This is a genomic window from Rhizobium favelukesii, from assembly GCF_000577275.2.
Classification (GTDB): Bacteria; Pseudomonadota; Alphaproteobacteria; order Rhizobiales; family Rhizobiaceae; genus Rhizobium; species Rhizobium favelukesii.
This window is the reverse complement of the sequence record NZ_CBYB010000046.1, coordinates 1-17,205: the sequence shown is the minus strand read 5'-3', so window position 1 is coordinate 17,205 and position 17,205 is coordinate 1. Positions and strand designations below refer to the sequence as shown.

16 protein-coding genes and 1 pseudogene are annotated in these 17,205 nt (G+C 55.9%); 4 read left to right on the top strand and 13 right to left on the bottom strand.

Annotated elements, in window-relative coordinates:
* Positions 1-394: 394 nt before the first annotated feature.
* Positions 395-800 (top strand): annotated as a pseudogene (locus LPU83_RS37865) (adenylyl-sulfate kinase); the annotation flags it as partial.
* Positions 801-1,174: 374 nt separating this feature from the next.
* Here LPU83_RS37865 and nifT read toward each other — a convergent pair.
* From nifT to LPU83_RS37800, 13 genes are all read right to left on the bottom strand, one after another.
* The gene (gene nifT, locus LPU83_RS37860; RefSeq protein WP_024318448.1) at positions 1,175-1,387 is read right to left on the bottom strand and encodes a putative nitrogen fixation protein NifT; all 213 of its coding nucleotides are present in this window, start codon (positions 1,385-1,387) and stop codon (positions 1,175-1,177) included.
* Positions 1,384-1,707: a nitrogen fixation protein NifZ gene (locus tag LPU83_RS37855; RefSeq protein WP_024318447.1), complete on the bottom strand. Its 324-nt coding sequence runs from the start codon at positions 1,705-1,707 to the stop codon at positions 1,384-1,386. The genes nifT and LPU83_RS37855 overlap by 4 nt, the downstream gene beginning before the upstream one ends.
* Positions 1,708-1,749: 42 nt before the next feature.
* Entirely contained in the window at positions 1,750-1,944 is a 195-nt protein-coding gene (locus LPU83_RS37850) for a 4Fe-4S dicluster domain-containing protein (RefSeq protein WP_024318446.1), read from the bottom strand.
* 31 nt (positions 1,945-1,975) lie between these two features.
* Positions 1,976-3,451 (bottom strand): nitrogenase cofactor biosynthesis protein NifB, encoded by a 1,476-nt coding sequence (gene nifB, locus LPU83_RS37845; protein ID WP_024318445.1) that lies wholly within the window; start codon positions 3,449-3,451, stop codon positions 1,976-1,978.
* A gap of 224 nt (positions 3,452-3,675) precedes the next feature.
* Positions 3,676-5,319: a nif-specific transcriptional activator NifA gene (gene nifA, locus LPU83_RS37840; protein ID WP_024318444.1), complete on the bottom strand. Its 1,644-nt coding sequence runs from the start codon at positions 5,317-5,319 to the stop codon at positions 3,676-3,678.
* A 238-nt stretch (positions 5,320-5,557) separates the two neighbouring features.
* Positions 5,558-5,854 carry a ferredoxin family protein gene (locus LPU83_RS37835; RefSeq protein WP_024318443.1) on the bottom strand — a complete coding sequence of 99 codons (297 nt, stop codon included), beginning with the start codon at positions 5,852-5,854 and terminating at the stop codon, positions 5,558-5,560.
* A 12-nt stretch (positions 5,855-5,866) separates the two neighbouring features.
* Entirely contained in the window at positions 5,867-7,174 is a 1,308-nt protein-coding gene (locus tag LPU83_RS37830; protein ID WP_024318442.1) for an FAD-dependent oxidoreductase, read from the bottom strand.
* Between the two features lie 10 nt (positions 7,175-7,184).
* The gene (locus LPU83_RS37825) at positions 7,185-8,297 is read right to left on the bottom strand and encodes an electron transfer flavoprotein subunit alpha/FixB family protein (RefSeq protein WP_024318441.1); all 1,113 of its coding nucleotides are present in this window, start codon (positions 8,295-8,297) and stop codon (positions 7,185-7,187) included.
* Between the two features lie 20 nt (positions 8,298-8,317).
* On the bottom strand, positions 8,318-9,169 hold the full coding sequence (locus LPU83_RS37820) for an electron transfer flavoprotein subunit beta/FixA family protein (protein WP_024318440.1): 852 nt from the start codon (positions 9,167-9,169) through the stop codon (positions 8,318-8,320).
* A gap of 176 nt (positions 9,170-9,345) precedes the next feature.
* The gene (nifW, locus tag LPU83_RS37815; protein ID WP_024318439.1) at positions 9,346-9,729 is read right to left on the bottom strand and encodes a nitrogenase stabilizing/protective protein NifW; all 384 of its coding nucleotides are present in this window, start codon (positions 9,727-9,729) and stop codon (positions 9,346-9,348) included.
* A 358-nt stretch (positions 9,730-10,087) separates the two neighbouring features.
* Positions 10,088-11,263: a cysteine desulfurase NifS gene (nifS, locus tag LPU83_RS37810; RefSeq protein ID WP_024318437.1), complete on the bottom strand. Its 1,176-nt coding sequence runs from the start codon at positions 11,261-11,263 to the stop codon at positions 10,088-10,090.
* Between the two features lie 78 nt (positions 11,264-11,341).
* Entirely contained in the window at positions 11,342-11,662 is a 321-nt protein-coding gene (locus tag LPU83_RS37805; protein WP_024318436.1) for an iron-sulfur cluster assembly accessory protein, read from the bottom strand.
* A gap of 326 nt (positions 11,663-11,988) precedes the next feature.
* Positions 11,989-12,564: a peroxiredoxin gene (locus LPU83_RS37800; protein WP_024318435.1), complete on the bottom strand. Its 576-nt coding sequence runs from the start codon at positions 12,562-12,564 to the stop codon at positions 11,989-11,991.
* 692 nt (positions 12,565-13,256) lie between these two features.
* Here LPU83_RS37800 and LPU83_RS37795 point away from each other — a divergent pair.
* The 3 genes from LPU83_RS37795 to LPU83_RS37785 all read left to right on the top strand — a co-directional run bounded on the left by LPU83_RS37795 (position 13,257) and on the right by LPU83_RS37785 (position 16,888).
* Positions 13,257-13,925, top strand: coding sequence for a nitrogen fixation protein NifQ (locus LPU83_RS37795; protein WP_024318434.1), 669 nt, complete (start codon positions 13,257-13,259; stop codon positions 13,923-13,925).
* 96 nt (positions 13,926-14,021) lie between these two features.
* A complete protein-coding gene (locus LPU83_RS37790; protein ID WP_037071367.1) occupies positions 14,022-15,329 on the top strand; it encodes a dicarboxylate/amino acid:cation symporter in 1,308 nt (435 codons plus the stop codon).
* 1,115 nt (positions 15,330-16,444) lie between these two features.
* Positions 16,445-16,888 (top strand): NUDIX hydrolase, encoded by a 444-nt coding sequence (locus LPU83_RS37785; RefSeq protein WP_051166765.1) that lies wholly within the window; start codon positions 16,445-16,447, stop codon positions 16,886-16,888.
* Positions 16,889-17,205: the final 317 nt, after the last annotated feature.

Sequence of the window (17,205 nt, the reverse complement as noted above, 5' to 3'; positions counted from 1 at the left end):
CATTGATCCTCAGTCGGAGACGTCTTAGGAGTTGCCAAGAGCATTAACTCTGATATTGACCAAGAATTCCTCGGATTTCTGCGGATCGAAACGCCCATCGATAGTAAATTGTTGATATTCCGGCTGCTCTTGATGGCCTTTGAGTATACTCTTGCGCTCCCACTTGCGTACCCGATGCTGTCCGTCCTGCGTTTAGCAGCCGCACCTTTGAATCATGAACGTGTTCGGCAGCCGGTGGGACCCCCCGCTGCTTCCTTCAAGCAGTTTGTGTTCTTCGGCATTCGCCTCAACCTCAGCAACTGAATCCGTGTTACTCTCGTCAGCGGTACCTCAAGCTTCACAGGGCTCAGTGAACTACAGACTCAACGACTCAACGTTACTGAAGAGAGGAACTGACAACATTCGACACGCCCTCAATAAAGATCTCGGTTTTACCGTTTTACCGATGCGGATGGGGCTGAAAACATCAGACGAATTGCTGAAGTTGCGAAGTTAATAATGGACGCAGGATTGATCGTACTGGTTGTGTTTATCTCGCCGTTTCTCCGTGAGCGGGAGTTGGCGCGCGAATTACTTGGTAAGAACAATTTTTCGGAAGTTTATGTTGGTACGACACCTGTGAAAGCCGCGATCCGAAGGGCTTGTGCAAGAAGGCCCGAAGCGGTTCATTGCCCAACATGACAGGCATAGGCAGCCCCTACGAAAGGCCACTCGCACCAGACATTGCTGTGCACGGCGCAGGTCCGCCAATCGAAGAGAGTGTCAAGGCTATCGCATCTCTCTTGTTGCCGAAGGGGTAGCGGCCGCACGAAACCAATCCTTATGCGCATATCGACACAATGCACCCCACTAGTTGTTACCGTGGAGATTTCGTTTTGAGACGCACGATGGCGTCTGGATCTGAAAGGGTTCGAATCATCGAGGAAGTTGTTCCTGTCTTCTGTCCAGCGTAGGGCACAGCGTATCGATGCCATCTCGGTCAGAAGGATGATTGCTCATCGTCGGCGGCATAGACGTTGATGATATTTCCATAGCTCCGTTGCTGGAGAGTGATCAATATGCGGGATTGGGCAGAAGCGCGGCTTGATAACGCCTAACAGCCGCGACTACACTCGATGCCATACTCGCCAGGGATGTCTGCATCGGCTTCGCCGCTTATTTGATGCCTACTCCATCAGTCTTCACTGGGTAGCCTCCTCGCCTCGACAGTAACGGGCAGGCGGGTGTTCTGCGGCAGCTCGGGGAGGGCTAGCCGCCATCCATTCCTCAGCAATACAAAGCCGCCCCACAGATTTTCATTCTCGACCGAAATCACCGGCTCCTCGAGATCTTTCTTTGGAATATAAACCGACAAATCGGCGCCGTTTCTACGAACGGTCACTTTCATCTGGCTATCCCTTCTTTAAGACAAGTGGCGATTTCAGAAGTCCCCGGAGTTGCAACCTCCAGGCTCGTTATTTCATAGGCACGCATCCCGACGATGGTGCCGCGATCAACCCATTCGACCGCATAGATATAAAATTGCTGAAGAAAGGTGCCCACGTCGCGCACAAAGCCCTCGTCGCCCTTGCGCACGAGATTTTCACCGATGTCCTTCCCAGGATAGGTGCCGTCATTCCTTACTTGGCGGGTGGCGCGGACCCGCTCACCCGGCCTAAACCGCGGTCGCTCACGGATTTCAACTTCCTGTTCGCGTAGAAGGCCCATGGCCGCTCCTCTCATCCTTGTGCTGCAATTATCGATTGGTGGTCAAGCCGGGACGCAAGTCTTAGGCACCGGACACACCGAGGCGCATTGCTGCGTGTCGAATTCTCCCTTGCACTCGGTGCACTTCTTAGGATCGATAACGTACTTTTCCCCCTTGAAATTGATTGCATCTGAGGGACATTCGTATTCGCATGCGCCGCACTGGGTGCATTGGGACGCAATGATCTTGAAGGCCATGTTCTAGCTCCAGGTTCAGTCAGAAGGCGGCTCAGGCCGTTGCAACCAACGGTTTAACACCAAACTCGGCGGCGTAAAGCTCACCGATCGCAGTTTCGATGTAGTCATAGCCAAAAGCGTCCGTTGCTCGCACACCCGCTTCTGCTAGTTGTTTCTTTGGGGAATCACCGATCTTGGCACAGAGTAAGATGTCTATGCCTTCGAGCGCACTGATGATGTTATAAAGGGTGGCCTCCTCGCCCCAGCCGCCGAGGCAGTACTGTTCGACCTTGCGATGCCCTACCAAGTTAATCCCTTTCTGAGAGACTGCGTAAACTTGGAGTTCCGTCGCGTGCCCGAAGTGTTCGTTGATTCGGCCGCCGCCTTTGGTGGTCACGGCAACATGAAGCCGTCCGCCGGACTCTGCGGACGTGACAGCTGTGATCGCGTCCTTCCTTGCCGCCAGATGATCTCCGCGCTCCAACGCGACTAGCTGGCGGTAGGCGTGGCGCTTGCTGGCGTTGTAAGTAATATCGCTGGAGATGTGGTCTCGCGTAAACTCTCGCCTGCGATCATCGCCGAGTAGACCAACAGCGTCGGCGCGGCACTGCCTGCAATGGCGCATCAGCTTGGCGCCGCCTTCCAGGCGATCCTGAAGCGCCTCCAGTTCTAACGGCTGTGGACCACGCTGGCCGGTCAGTCCGTAATAGGTACCGTGTGAAGGCTCGGAAATCAGCGGCATCACGTTATGCATGAATGCGCCGCGGTCCCTGACCCATCTGTTGACCTCGACGAGGTGCGCGTCATTGACGCCCGGGATCATCACCGAATTGATCTTAGTGAGGATGTCTTTTTTTTTCAGCATCTCCAACCCCAACATTTGCCGCTCGTGAAGGATCCTGGCGGCTTCGATGCCGGTGTAGCGACGGTGCCCATAGAATATCCAGGGATAGATCTTTGCCCCGACCTCCGGGTCCACCATGTTGATGGTGATCGTAACGTGATCAACATTCATCTCGGCAAGCTCATCGACATGGTCAGGCAGCGCGAGCCCATTAGTCGAGATGCATAGCTTGATATCGGGGATTTCCCTCGCGACACGTTCGAACGTTGCTTTTGTCTTCTTCCAATCGTAACAAGCGTCGCCCGGCCCGGCGATGCCGAGGACGGAAAGCTGCGGCACTTCGCTGGCGACCGCAATCACCTTACGCAGCGCTTGGTCCGGAGTAAGCTTTTCCGATGCAACCCCCGGTCGACTTTCGTTGGCGCAGTCATATTTACGATTGCAGTAGTTGCACTGGATGTTGCAGGCTGGCGCGACCGCGACATGCATGCGGGCGAAATAGTGATGCGCTTCTTGCGAAAAACAGGGGTGGTCCTTGATCCTTTCCCAGGTCGCCGGATCTATGTCGTCCGGCGCCGAAAGGCCGCAGGAGGAAGGTGCGTAGCCGACAGATTTTGCGGCCCGCGGCACTCCGTCGAGGGATGCTTTCCTGGTAGTCTCAAGCTGTATCATCGGTTGCGGCATCGCACGGCTCCATTGACGAGTTAACTTTACAGCTTCAGACGCAAGAGCAATGCCAATTCAAAAAATGGTAATGTTTCCACGCAATAGCTTGCGTGTCCGTTTTGCGAGCTTGCTCGCTACAATGGTTTTGTCGAACTTGCGACAGGGCCACGTCGCACACGGTGTGTCGCGTTAGACCAACTGAAGACAAAAGTGACGCTCATGAAGTCCATGATCACTCGCCGTTAGAACTTTTTGACCTCTATACGAAGCCGGCGCAGAGCATAGCCGACTTGGCGCGGCGTCAGGCCGAGGATACGAGCCGCCCTGGCCTGAACCCAACCGGCCATCTCCATTGCATTGATTAGTCGGTCACGGTCGGTCAGACTCGGTGCGCCGATTGTGGATGCGGGACCGCTTGTAGTGCCGGAGTTGGCCGGTGGTCCGACTAACACCCTGTTGCCCGGAACGAGGTCGCTGATCGCGGTGTTGCAACTATTACAATCAGCTCCTTTCCCGAGGAGCGAAGAAAAGCATCGGCCCTGTTGACACGCGAAATCTGATGGAACGATCGTATTTTTACCGGCTAGAGTGGCGGTTCTTTGTACGCAGTTTTCGAGCTCGCGAACGTTACCGGGGAAGTCGCATCGCGACAAAATGTCCAGTGCCGATGGCGAGAAGTCAACGTTTCGATCATTCTCCTCGTTGAATCGCTTGAGGAATACTTTCGCTAGACGCGGAATGTCACCCTCGCGCTGCCTCAGCGGCGGCAAAATAATGGGCACCACATTGATCCGGTAATATAAGTCGGCTCTAAACGTCCCGCACGCAACGGCCGTCTCGAGGTCTCTGTTGGTGGCGCATATGAGGCGAACATTAACTTTAAGCGTCTTCGTTCCGCCGACCCGCTCAAGTTCACCCTCCTGCAACACGCGTAATAACTTCGCTTGAAATTCTGGCGATATTTCGCCTATTTCATCCAGCAGCAACGTGCCACCATCCGCCAGTTCGAAACGGCCTGCACGCTGCGAGATCGCTCCTGTAAAAGCGCCTTTTTCATGCCCAAACAGCTCGGATTCCAGAACACCCGACGATAGTGCGGCGCAATTCAGTTTCACGAAGGGCTTCTTTCGCCGTGCCGACAATTCGTGTATCGCCCTTGCAAAGGATTCCTTGCCGGTGCCGCTCTCGCCCCTCAAAAGCACAGCGGAGTTGGTCGTCGCCACGATAGCGGCGGTCTGGACGACCTCCTTGAGCGCAGGACTCTCTCCGACAATCCAGCTGATTTGCGTTCGCGGGGTGGGGCCAGGCTTTCCCTCGACGCGGGAAATCCGCTCTGCTCGTTCCTCGATTATTGATTCGCCATCTCTGCAAACATCTCGATTGAGCCGGCTGGCCGATCCGGTGAGGTTGGCGACCATGGTTAGGAAAAGTATCTCCTCCTTGTAGTTATCACTGGTGGTGCCAGTCTTAACGCGATCAATCCATAGTGCCCCGAGCACCACCTTGCCCGCCTTGATGGGGACCCCCATGAAGGTAACGGCAAGATTGCCGTCTTGAGACGTCCGCAATGTAGTGTTGAATAAGTCCGATTTCCTAATATCAGGCACGACGAGTGCCGCACCGGTAGCGATGATATGCTCTATTGCCGCCTTCGGTTTGATCGTGGGAGTGGGTGAGGGAGAGTCACGGCCGAAGCCGGAGCATATGGTTACCTCTGCCTTCCCTTCCTCGGCTGAAATCACGATCTCGCCGTGGCGCATTGGCAGAAGCAAAGAGAGGCTATTCAGCACATTAGAAAATGCAATCTCAAGACGAGAGGAAGCGAGGAGGTCTCTCGATATCCGATAGATTCCACTGCGCCACATATCCGGGTTATGCGTGTTCATGACCGATTGCTCGCCCGCCGGCCGAACTCTATCGGAGTATGTAAACCCGTTTGGTAGGCTGCCCATAGTTTTCTACCCCCAGTGCGCGAACTTTGTTGTTCGAGCATTCGGAAGTTTTATACCTCCATTCGGAACCGCAGAAAAAATAAAATGATATGCAAGCTGTCATGACGATTCCTTTATCTGCCGTCGCTTAGCAGAGGGCGGTCAATGCATTCTGAGCTGGAGATGGCCCTCATCATCCGAACTTGAAGAGGATCCCGAACCCGCCTCGCGGATAATTCCACTCGATGTCACCATTTGCTTCGCATAACACTCTGCATGTGCCGCACTCCATGCAGCCATCCACAACAATTTCCACCTGCCCGGCATCGTTCTCCTCATAGCATTTGGCCGGACAAATTTGCGTTAACGCAAGCAGGTTCGGGCTTGGCGACAAATGCGGTCGCACTTTTATGTGTGGGCGCCCCGTATCGACCAGATAACGATTTTGGTAGAGTTTGTCTTCGATGCGTTCCATTGTCGTGACCTTCATCTGAATTCTCCTTTAGCGCCAGGCCAAGGCGAGACGGACCGCGTCACTGACCAACCCCCAACGCGAACGTGCCTTGACGAAGGCGGCGGATGTCGCCTTTTCGCTCTCAATCTTAGGAGTACCGTCAACGCGCACGAAATTCTGCGCGGCCTGCGATATCAGCTTCGGATAAGTCGTGAAAAAGCTTTGACGATTGTTATGGAGGAGGGCGGGCATATCTTTGTGCTTCATCAGGTCTTTCATAACGAAGGACCTGTCCAGCATGCGCTTGTAGAGGGAGAGGTTCTGCGTGGTCATGGCACCTCCGCGGCATTTTATCTGAAAAATTGATTCGCCGACCATACGCCCCGAAGCCATGGCAAGGTTGGAACCCTCGCGATGCACGGCATTGTTGAGTTGCGCTGCGTCGCCAACGACGACCCAGCCATTGCCGAAGAGCTGCGGGATTGCCTTGAAGCCGCCCTCCGGGATGAGATGCGCGGCGTATTCTTTGACCTCCGACCCCGCTATCAGCGGTCGGATCGAGGGATGGCCCTTGAAGGCGTCGAGAAGAGCGTACGGTTTTTCCATGGTTGATGCTAAGCCGGAGACGAGGCAGCCGATGCCAAGCGAAATTGACTCTCTGTTGGTATAGAGGAAGCCCAGTCCGGCCATTCCGCGTGAGATTGTCCCGCCTGCTTCGATCACGCAGCCTTCGTCTTCGGTCAGGCCGAAGCGCTCTGCAATGACTTCTTCCGGCAGGAAATGCATTTCCTTGACGGCGAGTGCAACATTTTCCGGCTTCGGCATCTCGCGCAATCCGGCCCGTGTGCCGAGGAGCCCATTTGCCCCTTCAGCGAGAACGACGACATCCGCAAGGATCACGTCGCCGGTGCGGTCCGTGTGGACGCCTATCACCTTACCACTCAAATCCTGGGCAAGTTTCGTCACCGTTGTCTCGCATAGTACCGTGCCGCCCGCCTCACGCACCTTTCCTGAGAACCACTTATCGAATTGGGCGCGGATGATAGTGTAGCGGTTTGGCCTCTGCTCGTTGAAGTCATCCGATCGATAGTGCATTCCTGTGTGCGACGTATCGTCCATTATCCAGAACCGCTGCTCGACCAGATGCCGTTCAAGAGGCGCGTCGTCGCGGAAATCGGGAATTATCGTCTCCAACGTATTGGCATACAATATGGCGCCTTGAACGTTTTTGGAGCCCGGATACTCTCCGCGCTCCAATTGCAGCACATTCAGACCGGACCTAGCCATCGTGTAAGCAGCAGCGTTGCCGGACATACCGGCTCCGACTACGATGGCGTCGAATTTCTCCTCGCTCATTGGACCTTCCTCAGTTCACTAGTTTCCGATGATCGCGCGGCGCCAATCGCCTCGTGAAGGCCGCGGTCAATGCTGGAAGGAACCGGATTGCATCAGCAACAACGCCCACGTGGGCGAAATCGAAGATCGGTGCGTTCCGATCGGTGTTGATAGCGACAATAAAATCAGCTCCTTCGACGCCAACCCGATGCTGGATTGCGCCCGATATTCCGGCTGCAACGTAGAGCTTGGGTCGGATCGTCTTGCCGGTCTGACCGATCTGTCGATCAAACGGCATCCAACCCTTTTGGACCAGCGGTCGCGAACAGCCAAACTCACCGCCGATCGTCCTCGCGAGATCCTTCACGTGCTGCAGGTTCTCGGCTGCGCCGAGCCCGAGCCCGCCGCCAACCACGACATCGGCGTAGGCGAGATTGGCATCTTCCGATTGGCTGTCAGAGAGGAAGCCAAGGACTTTCGTGATGATCTCTTCCTCGACCATTATCAAATCATGTCGGATAACGCGTCCGATTGGCTTAGCCAATCGCTGCGGCATCGCCATGACCCTCGGACGCACTGTTGCCATTTGCGGACGGCAGTTGAGAGTATAGATAGTGCACAGCAAAGAACCGCCGAAGGTCGGCCGTGTTGCCGCGAGGGAACCATCTACATCGACGTCCAGTTCCGTGCAGTCGGCCGTGAGCCCTGTCTGCAAGGTAGTTGCCACAGAACCCGCAAGGTCGCGGCCGAGCGTGGTCGCGCCCAGAAGCAGAATTTCAGGTTTATGGCTATTGACCAGATCTGTCAGGGCTTTGGTGAATGGCTCATTTCGATAGTCTACTAGTAGCGGCGACTCAATAAGGTAGGCGAGATCGGCCCCATAAGCGAAGGCGTCTGCAATGGCAGGCCCGGTCCCCACTCCGTCCGGCGGCCCGACGACCACGCCAGCAAGCTGAACGCCCAGCTTGTCGGCAAGCTTGCGGCCTTCACCGAGCAATTCGAGGGACACGGGATGGACCTGGCCCCGCTCCAGCTCAATGAAGACCCAGACGTGCCGATGATCCTGATAATGCTTCGGCAACTCCTTCTTCATGCCGGCACGGCCGGTGGCTTGAGACGGCGTCTCACTTTTTTGGATTTCCATCATGCGCTCCTCCTTGCCGCTCACGCGCTGCCATTGGATGAAAGCTCACCCTCCAACGCAGGTTGGTTGGTGAAGATTGATGCGACCACCTCGTCAGCGACATCGCCAACGGCTTTGTCGGTTGTGTCGATTTGCATAGCTTTTTGCGCTCGGGCGGTGGGAGCGAATACGCGTTTCACGACCGTCGGCGACCCTCTCAAGCCGCAGCTAGCCAGTTCCTCAATTCCAGCGTCGGCCGCACTCCACTTCAGAATTGGGGACCGGGCGGCACGCAAAGCATCATCGAGAGAGCCGCGGCGGATAGAATTGACACCCTCCAGCATAGTGATAAGGCACGGAAATTTGCTCTTCAGCATCTGCGTGCCGCCTTCCGAGCGCCGCTCAACGGTGATCTCGCGCGCATGGCGATCGATAGAAGCGATTTTCGTTATATAAGTCAGCTGTTGGAGATTCAGACGCTTGGCAATTCCAGGCCCGACCTGGGCGGTGTCGCCGTCGATCGTCTGCTTACCGGTGAAGACGATATCAGGCGCGCCAAAGCTATCGCCAATCTTCGCGATTGCTTGAGCGATAGCGAATGAAGTCGCCAACGTGTCGGACCCCGCAAAGTGACGGTCGGTCAAAAGTATCGCGCGGTCGGCGCCATAAGTGAGCGCCTTGCGCATCGCTTGCTCTGCCATGGGTGGGCCCATAGTGAGGACAGTGATCGTCCCCCCATGGCAGTCACGCACTTTGAATGCCTCTTCGAGCGCGAAGAGATCGTACGGGTTGATGATTGTCGGCACGCCTTGGCGCATGATGGTATTCGTCACCGGATGGACGCGAATCTGGGCCGAGTCCGGCACCTGCTTGATACAGACTACGATGTGCATGATGACTTTGGGCTCCCGATCGAAGTGGATTGGCGTTTCTTACTAAGCATTACTCGTGCCAACCACGTCGGGGGTAGGTAAACCCCCTGAAATCTTAATGTGTTCCATTTGTGAGGGTTCAGCGACACGACGGATCCTGTCGGATTGGAGACATTTGTGTCGCAACCCTGCTGCACTTATTTCTGTCCGACTGAGGTCAAGTTGGGGCCTAATGGTACAAAGATGCGACGCGGCGCGGCGGCCTTTGTCGGATCGCGGTCCTTGAGCACCTTGAAGACTCGATGGGAAAGCGGTGAAGAGTTTGCGAAGTCTTCGTAAGCGCGTGCGAGAGTGGCGCGCGCGCAAGCAGCGATTGCCTTGTCCGGGAGGTTTGAATGATCCTCCTCGGCCAGATATTGCCCCATGCGCTTCATGATGTGGAGCCGCGAGACATTGAGCACCTTCACATCATAAGAGACGCCTAGGACTTCGAAGAATTCCTCAGTAGCCGACAAGCGCTTTAACCGCTCAAGAATGTTGGTAACATCAATGGGATAGCTCTCGCCCGCACAACTGTTCATTTGCCTTTTCCTTTGGTGGTCTACAATTCGCTCGAATCCGAGGCGCCGCCGCGTGGTTCGCAGATTGAGAATGCGACGCGGTTGAGAGCGGCGACGCCGCTCACGGTATTATCCGGGACTTGCGCTGAATTGGGAGGCCCAAAAGCGCCCGTGGCACGAACCTCGTCGATCTCTTCGGCGCGCAGACCTATCGATCCCGCATTGAGGACGCAGGCCGAAGTGAGCGAGTGGACGGTCTCCATTCGTCTCGCGGGGTGAGGTGACGCCAGGGGCCTTGTTAGCGGCGTTTTATTGTGGAACATCGCGGTTTCTGGACCTCGGTTACTCTCAAGCGGATAGCGGGATTGGAAGGCCGGCATCACTTTGCCTGCCCCCTGGAGACGGGGGCGGCGCCGTCACGTAGCTGCGCCACGATTCCTGGTATTAGTTCGAGCACTCGATCGACGTCCTCATCGCGGTTATAGCGTGAAAAGGAAAAGCGAACTGCCCCGAGTGGCGTAACCTGGCGAATGTTCATGGCCGTTAGAACATGGCTCTGCACCGAGGAACCAGAAGTGCAGGCGGAGCCCGAGGAGCAAGCGATGCCATGGCGATTGAGCACAAATTGTATTGCTTCGCCGGCAATGCGATCGAAGGCGACGTTCGTGGTATTCGATAATCGTGCCAGGGGGTCGCCGGTGACGAAGGTCCCGGGGATGCGCTCAAGAAGTCCTCTCTCCAATCGATCGCGGAGCGATTTTACGCGTTTGTTTTCCTCGTCCATGCGCTCCAATGCGAGCTCGGCCGCCTTGCCTAAACCTACGATCCCGGGCGTGTTCTCTGTGCCGGCGCGTCGGCCGCGCTCCTGATGACCGCCCCTTACGAGTGCCTCAAAGGGCGCATCGCGTTTTATGTAGAGGGCGCCGACGCCTTTCGGTCCATGTAGCTTGTGGGCGGAGAGCGACAGCATGTCGATTGCCGTCGATTTCAGGTCCATCGTCTGCTTGCCGACCGCTTGCACTGCATCGGCGTGAAAAAGTGCGCCAACTTGCTTCGCCATCTCAGCGAGCCTTTCGACGGGGAATATTGTGCCTGTCTCGTTGTTCGCCCACATGATCGAAACGATTGCGACGCGATGGGTGAGGGCGGTCCTGTAGGCATCAAGGTCGAGGCGGCCATGGTGGTCCACCGGGATCCTGTGCACTTTGACGCCGCGCGTCTTCTCAAGGTGTGCGCATAGCGTCAGCGCGGCCGGATGCTCTACCGCCGAAGTCACTATCTCCGTGCGCCCGGGATCCATCTCAAGACCCGAAAGAATCGCTGTATTAACGCTTTCGGTCCCGCCCGAAGTGAAAGCGATCTCATGGTCAAACTTTGCGCCGGTCAGCGCTTGCAACTGCCGCCGCGCCGTCTTAATCGCTGCGCTGGCGGCGGCGCCGCTGTCATGCATCGATGAAGGGTTGCCAAACTGGTTCAAAAAGAACGGTAGCATCGCATGAACAACTTCGGCATCGACTTGTGTTGATGCATTATTATCGAGATAAATAGCTTCCATTAGATACCACTCAACGACCGATGTGACACAAACATTGCAACTGTGTCGATCCCGCTTGCAGGTTCGCATGCGATGTGATTAGCCACAGGACTTGCCGCAGGCGCACTTCTCCAGCGGGTTAGGATGATCGATGATAAAACCGAAGGAACCCGGATCCGTGACGAAATCCAAGGTCGAGCCGGCAATGTGGGGTTGAGATCCTGCGTCCACGAACACCTTGACCCCACCCGTCTCAATAACAGCATCGCCCTCTCGGGAATCGCTCTCCAAGCCCACATTGTATTGAATGCCGGCGCAGCCGTCCATTTCGACGGTGATGCGCAAGCCGGTCACAGGCTCGGGAGCCTGGGATATGACGCCCTTCACTGCGGCGATTGCCATTTCGGTGAGCGTGATCATCTGATCGTTTCTCCTGGTTTCGAGATTTGTTCGTAATTCGACGATGCACTTAGCGTGCCAACCGAAAAACCCTGCTAAAGCAGCGTTAAGCTCAGGCCGCTATGTCGCATTTCCAACACCGTCGAGACCGAACAACGCAGAGGGGCGCCTGGGATAGCGTAAACTCTGAGGGGTCATTCCTGGTTAGCACTGGGTTTGGTCAGGCATCGATACGAGTGTGTACGCCAGGCTTGGTAGGGGCGCATTCAGCGCACCAACCCAACGCAGAACCACACCTTAAGCATTGGAGCACGAGCTTGTCGTGGAACGAAATTTAGGATCCTCTCTCAAAGAGCCGTCAGACGTTCGCTTTGGTCAGGGGCGGACTCGGTCTCGAGAGACTTCAGCGTTTTGAGAATGTTCTGTGGCGACGAGGCCCCATAGGGATCGGTTTCGCAATTGTCCGAAAGGCCTTCCTCCACGAACCATTGTTCTATAAGACAATCGTTGATCACGGCAGCGTAGCGCCAGGAGCGAAGGCCAAAGCCCAGATTGTCCTTTGCGACTAACATGCCCATCTTGCGAGTGAATTCACCCGAACCATCAGGAATTAGCTTGACCTTCTTCAGTCCAGATGCCTTGCCCCACGCATTCATTACGAATGCGTCGTTGACAGAGAGGCAGTAGACCGACTCGATTCCGTGCTTCTCAAATTCCTCGTAGAGCTTATCAAAATCGGGCAATTGATAAGTTGAACAGGTCGGCGTGAAGGCGCCCGGGAGCGAAAATAAAATCGTGCGCCTACCGCCAAAATAATCTTCCGTCGTCTTGTTTTCCCAACGGTACGGATTTGGTCCGTCGACGGTCTCATCGCGAACACGTGTGCGAAAAGTAACGAACGGAACCCTTTTCTTCATCGTCATCAGCATTGCTCCTTTCCGGCTCTGGATGCTTTCGAGCCCGCTATAGAGTGTCCTCAATATTGTCCAGAGGTCTCGAAAAAACTCACAATAGTCGGACCCGTAAGCGGCGTCGCGTCAACTGCTCTGTTCGGCTGTTGGGCGGCTTCCAACGGGCTGCAAGCGCCGTGCCATTTGACATCGTGTCCGTGACTGCACTGCGTTGCCCTGCACGATTAAGGATCTGGCATGGCGCGTACTGAGTCCCCTTTCCCTTCGGTTTGAGCAAGCGCTGCCTATATTTTAAGTCATGCCCTCTCCGGTTGGACGGCTGACGCAGCTTTGACACAATCAATGCAACGCGGCCCCAAAATGGCCGCGGCGCGAGCTCGACCCCACGTTTGACCTTGTCCTTGCGATGGCAGTCTTGCAAAGCCAGAACGCCGCGAATTTATTGTCAGCGTCTCAATAACGAGGCCCCCGCAACTTTCGGCGCAGAACCGACACGCAACTTGTCGTTTTGTCGGTTCCTAGACACTTCGGTGTCCACCCTGCCTGCAACCAGGAGCTTGCTTAGCCTTTTGAAAACATAGCAAAAGCTTGATCAAGCAGCCTCTGTAAACGCGATTGGCATGAGTTTTGAAACACTATCCTAGAGCAGTACGCTGCCGCGCCGCAGATCATCTCGTGGCGACGTAGCGAAGGAGGGAAGCAACATGTCAAGTGTCACTCAGATCCGAAATTTGTCGAATAGGAGAGTGACCCTCCCGACTGATCGATCTGGTTCGCTACAATCACCGCAATCGCTGGATCTGAAGCAACCTATAGACTTGGATATGGACTTCGATCAGTACGTCTTTTCCTGCGTGCTCTTGCACGTGTTGGAAGAGATTGCGGCCGACGTGGCAACTGCGACCGAGGCAACCGGCCTTTCCCGTGCCGAACTGCGAGACATCCTCAAACACTGTGTTCCCGCCACTGTTAAGCAGGCGTTCAGCTTGGAAAACGTGCGCGAAGCCGAGCCGGGTGTGGAAGAGGAACTTCTGCGGGATCTGTTGCTCGCGCATGCTCGACAGGGCGACCCAACAAGCGCTTGTTTCGCCAAGATCATCGCCCGGCGCGCCTTGCGCCACGACCATCTGTGGCTGGAGCTTGGTCTATCCGATAGGTCCGAACTTAGCCTCTTGCTTGCCATCCATTTTCCCACGCTAGCAGCCGGCAATACCAATCACATGAGGTGGAAAAAGTATCTTTATCGCATGCTTTGTGAGGCCGAGGGGTTTTCGCTATGCACGGCACCCAGTTGCCGAGAATGTAAGGAATATAGAAACTGCTTTGTTCCTGAGCAAAGCGAAACACCGGGATGCGCGACCGGTTTGAATTAGGTGAAGCTAACGTTTGCTAGTGACCGCAACTACGCCCTCGGCGTCGATTCGGCAAACGGCTTTGAGCACGGTTCACGCCATATGGGGGATTCGGCAATGAACGTTGAGCATTCTGCGAAGATCCGCGGCAAGACACCATTCCATCGACATCTCTATGTCCAAGTTCTTGCGGCAATCGCCACGGGTATCCTGCTCGGGCATTTTTACCCCGCAGTCGGCACGCAGATGCAGCCGCTCGGCGACGCCTTCATCAAGCTCGTGAAGATGATTATCGCGCCGGTCATCTTCCTGACCGTTGCAACTGGTATCGCCAGCATAACCGATCTCGCCAAGGTCGGTCGCGTCGCCGCTAAGGCGATGGCGTACTTCTTGACCTTTTCGACGCTGGCGCTTGTCGTGGGCCTCGTGGTCGTGAATGTGGTGCAGCCGGGCGCGGGCATGCATATCGACCCGGCCTCGCTCGACGTGAACTCGATCGCCACCTACATGGCGAAGGCAAACGATCAGTCGGTGACCGCTTTCCTCATGCACATCATTCCGACGACGCTTGCAGGCGCCTTCGCCGAAGGCGACATCCTTCAAGTTCTCTTTATCTCCGTTCTCTTTGGCATGGCCCTTGCTATGGTCGGAAAGAAGGCCGAGCTAGTCGTCGACTTCCTGCAAGCGCTGGCACTGCCGATCTTCCAGCTGGTGACGATCCTCATGAAAGCGGCACCAATCGGTGCCTTCGGAGCCATGGCCTTCACGATCGGCAAGTACGGCGTCGCCTCGATCGCCAACCTCGCAATGTTGATCGGCACCTTCTATCTCACCTCATTCCTCTTCGTCTTCCTCGTGCTCGGTGCGGTGGCGCGTTATAACGGTTTTTCGATCGTCGCGCTCATCCGCTATATAAAGGAGGAACTGCTGCTGGTACTGGGCACCTCGTCCTCAGAGGCTGCGCTTCCAGGCCTCATGAACAAGATGGAGAAGGCGGGCTGCAAGCGTTCGGTCGTTGGTCTCGTCATCCCGACCGGTTTTTCCTTTAACCTCGATGGCACCAACATCTACATGACCCTTGCGGCGCTCTTCATTGCCCAGGCGACCGACACACCGCTTTCCCTCGGCGACCAGATCCTGCTGCTGTTCGTCGCCATGCTGAGTTCAAAGGGTGCAGCCGGCATAACCGGCGCCGGTTTCATCACGCTTGCCGCGACGCTCTCGGTCGTTCCGGCGGTGCCGGTCGCCGGTATGGCGCTGATCCTCGGCATCGACCGTTTCATGTCGGAATGCCGGGCAATTACTAATATTATCGGCAATGCAATTGCAACGCTCGTCGTGGCGAAGTGGGAAGGCGAGCTCGATCGAGCGCAGCTCTCGGCAGCGCTTGCCGGCGAGGTGCCGATCAAATCATTCCGCCGGTGACCAAGCCGGCCAAGTAATGCCTCCCAGGGCCCGCACGGCAAGTGCGGTTTAGCGCGATCTGGTCTCCAGATCGCGCTTTTTTTTGCGCCGATGGGCGCACCTTGCCTGCAGCATACGAAGACAACTGGAAGCCGCACCGCCAGGGAGGGACCCAGTAGCTCGCTGATTGGCTCAGATTAGTGTGTGCAGCTCCGACTTCCTGCCCTCATTCGAAATGAAACCGGCACCTTTTTTTGTTGCATCCGTGACACAGGCCAGTCGCGTCAACCTCTCGCTTTCCCTAGGCCTAAATATCTGAAAACGGTCATAAAAAACATTTCTGCGGCCTAATTAGTCAGATTGGCATGAGATTTGAAACCTCTCCATCACAAAGCGGCGGCCACTACGAGCCTGCAGCTGTGTCGCGGGCAGGCGCGATGGAGGAAAGGAAGAGGAAACTTTGGAAAAGTATTACGCTGCATGGAAGAGGAGAATCTCATCGTTTTGCTCCATTTTAGAGTGCGACGCGAGGCCGGTTCCGATCTTTTTGAACCGTGTTGCCTGTCGCCGTCGGCAGCGCGTGATCAGGCTTCTTCATCGCGCCATTCGAGCCTGAGAAAGTACCGCCGCGCGGCGAGTCCTTTCGCTCGCTTTTCGCTTGAGAGGCCGCAAACCGCTGACGAGATTAGCGACCCGGCCCAACCTGAAAACGACCCAGCTGATGAGTGGCGAGAGAGAAGTAAAACCTATGGGGAAAGCGATTTCCGTTCCCGATCATATCGCGCTCGATTGTTGAGACTTAACTGTTCAAATCGTCCGGCCTGTACCGGCGCCCAATGGAACCCCGCTACACGCATCTGTCGCATCCATGGAGAACCCCTGTCTCGTTTCCCCTTTGACACGCGCGATTGGCCAGGTACCTGGCTGATCCCGCGCCCGCGAGACCAGTGCAAGGCGCTGGATGACCCGCAGACCCTTTCTAGTCATTGCAGCATCTTTTTCCCAGCGCTCAGCGAACGTTGGTCAATGATCCCGCTCGAGCTACATCCACCGGCCTATGGCATCTTTGGTGCACTCCTAAATTCGCTGTACTCGATTGGGCGAGTGCGCGGCCTGCTCTGCATGCGGAGGCCATAATGCATGGACAGGCTGCCGATCAAGTCGGTGCCATCTGCTTTCGGGTCAATCCTGACGGGATACTGGAAGTTCTTCTGATCACGACACGCGAAACGCACCGCTGGACCATCCCGAAGGGATGGCCGATCAAGGGGTTGCGGCCGCATGAGGTTGCGGAACGTGAAGCGTGGGAAGAAGGCGGCATAAAAGGCAAAGGCAAAAAGAAGCCGTACGGGTACTACACATATCTGAAGAGGCTTGAAGACAATCGCTCCATTCAGTGCGTCGTGGAAGTCCATCTCCTGAAGGTTAAAAAGGTTAGATTCACATTTCCGGAGTGTCGAGAACGCGTGCTAATCTGGCTGCCACCAACCGAGGCATCTTCATTGGTTCCGGAATGGGAGCTGAAGAGCCTCATTTCCGAACTGCACGCCAAATTTAGCTCCGGCGAAACCGGAAAATGAGATCGCCCACGGGCGGTGGGTCAGACCAACGCTGTGTACAGGGCGGCAATCAATCAAGGTGAGACGCGTTCTCTCATCTAGGTTGACGCGCTATACCTATGACCGATCGACCTCTTCTGCTGGCGGCTCCTTGTTAGACTTTGGACGCCGTGTAGAGGACGCCAAAACGAGGACGCGTTATCAGCGCAGTGAGCGCACCGCTCCAGGGGCACTTCCTTCGAAAGCGCCAAACTGGCGACAGCGGCGTCAGGTGACGTCATCAGATACCTCCCGGAGGTTTTGTCGGAGTCGCGACACAGCCTTCTTTAACATCCTGA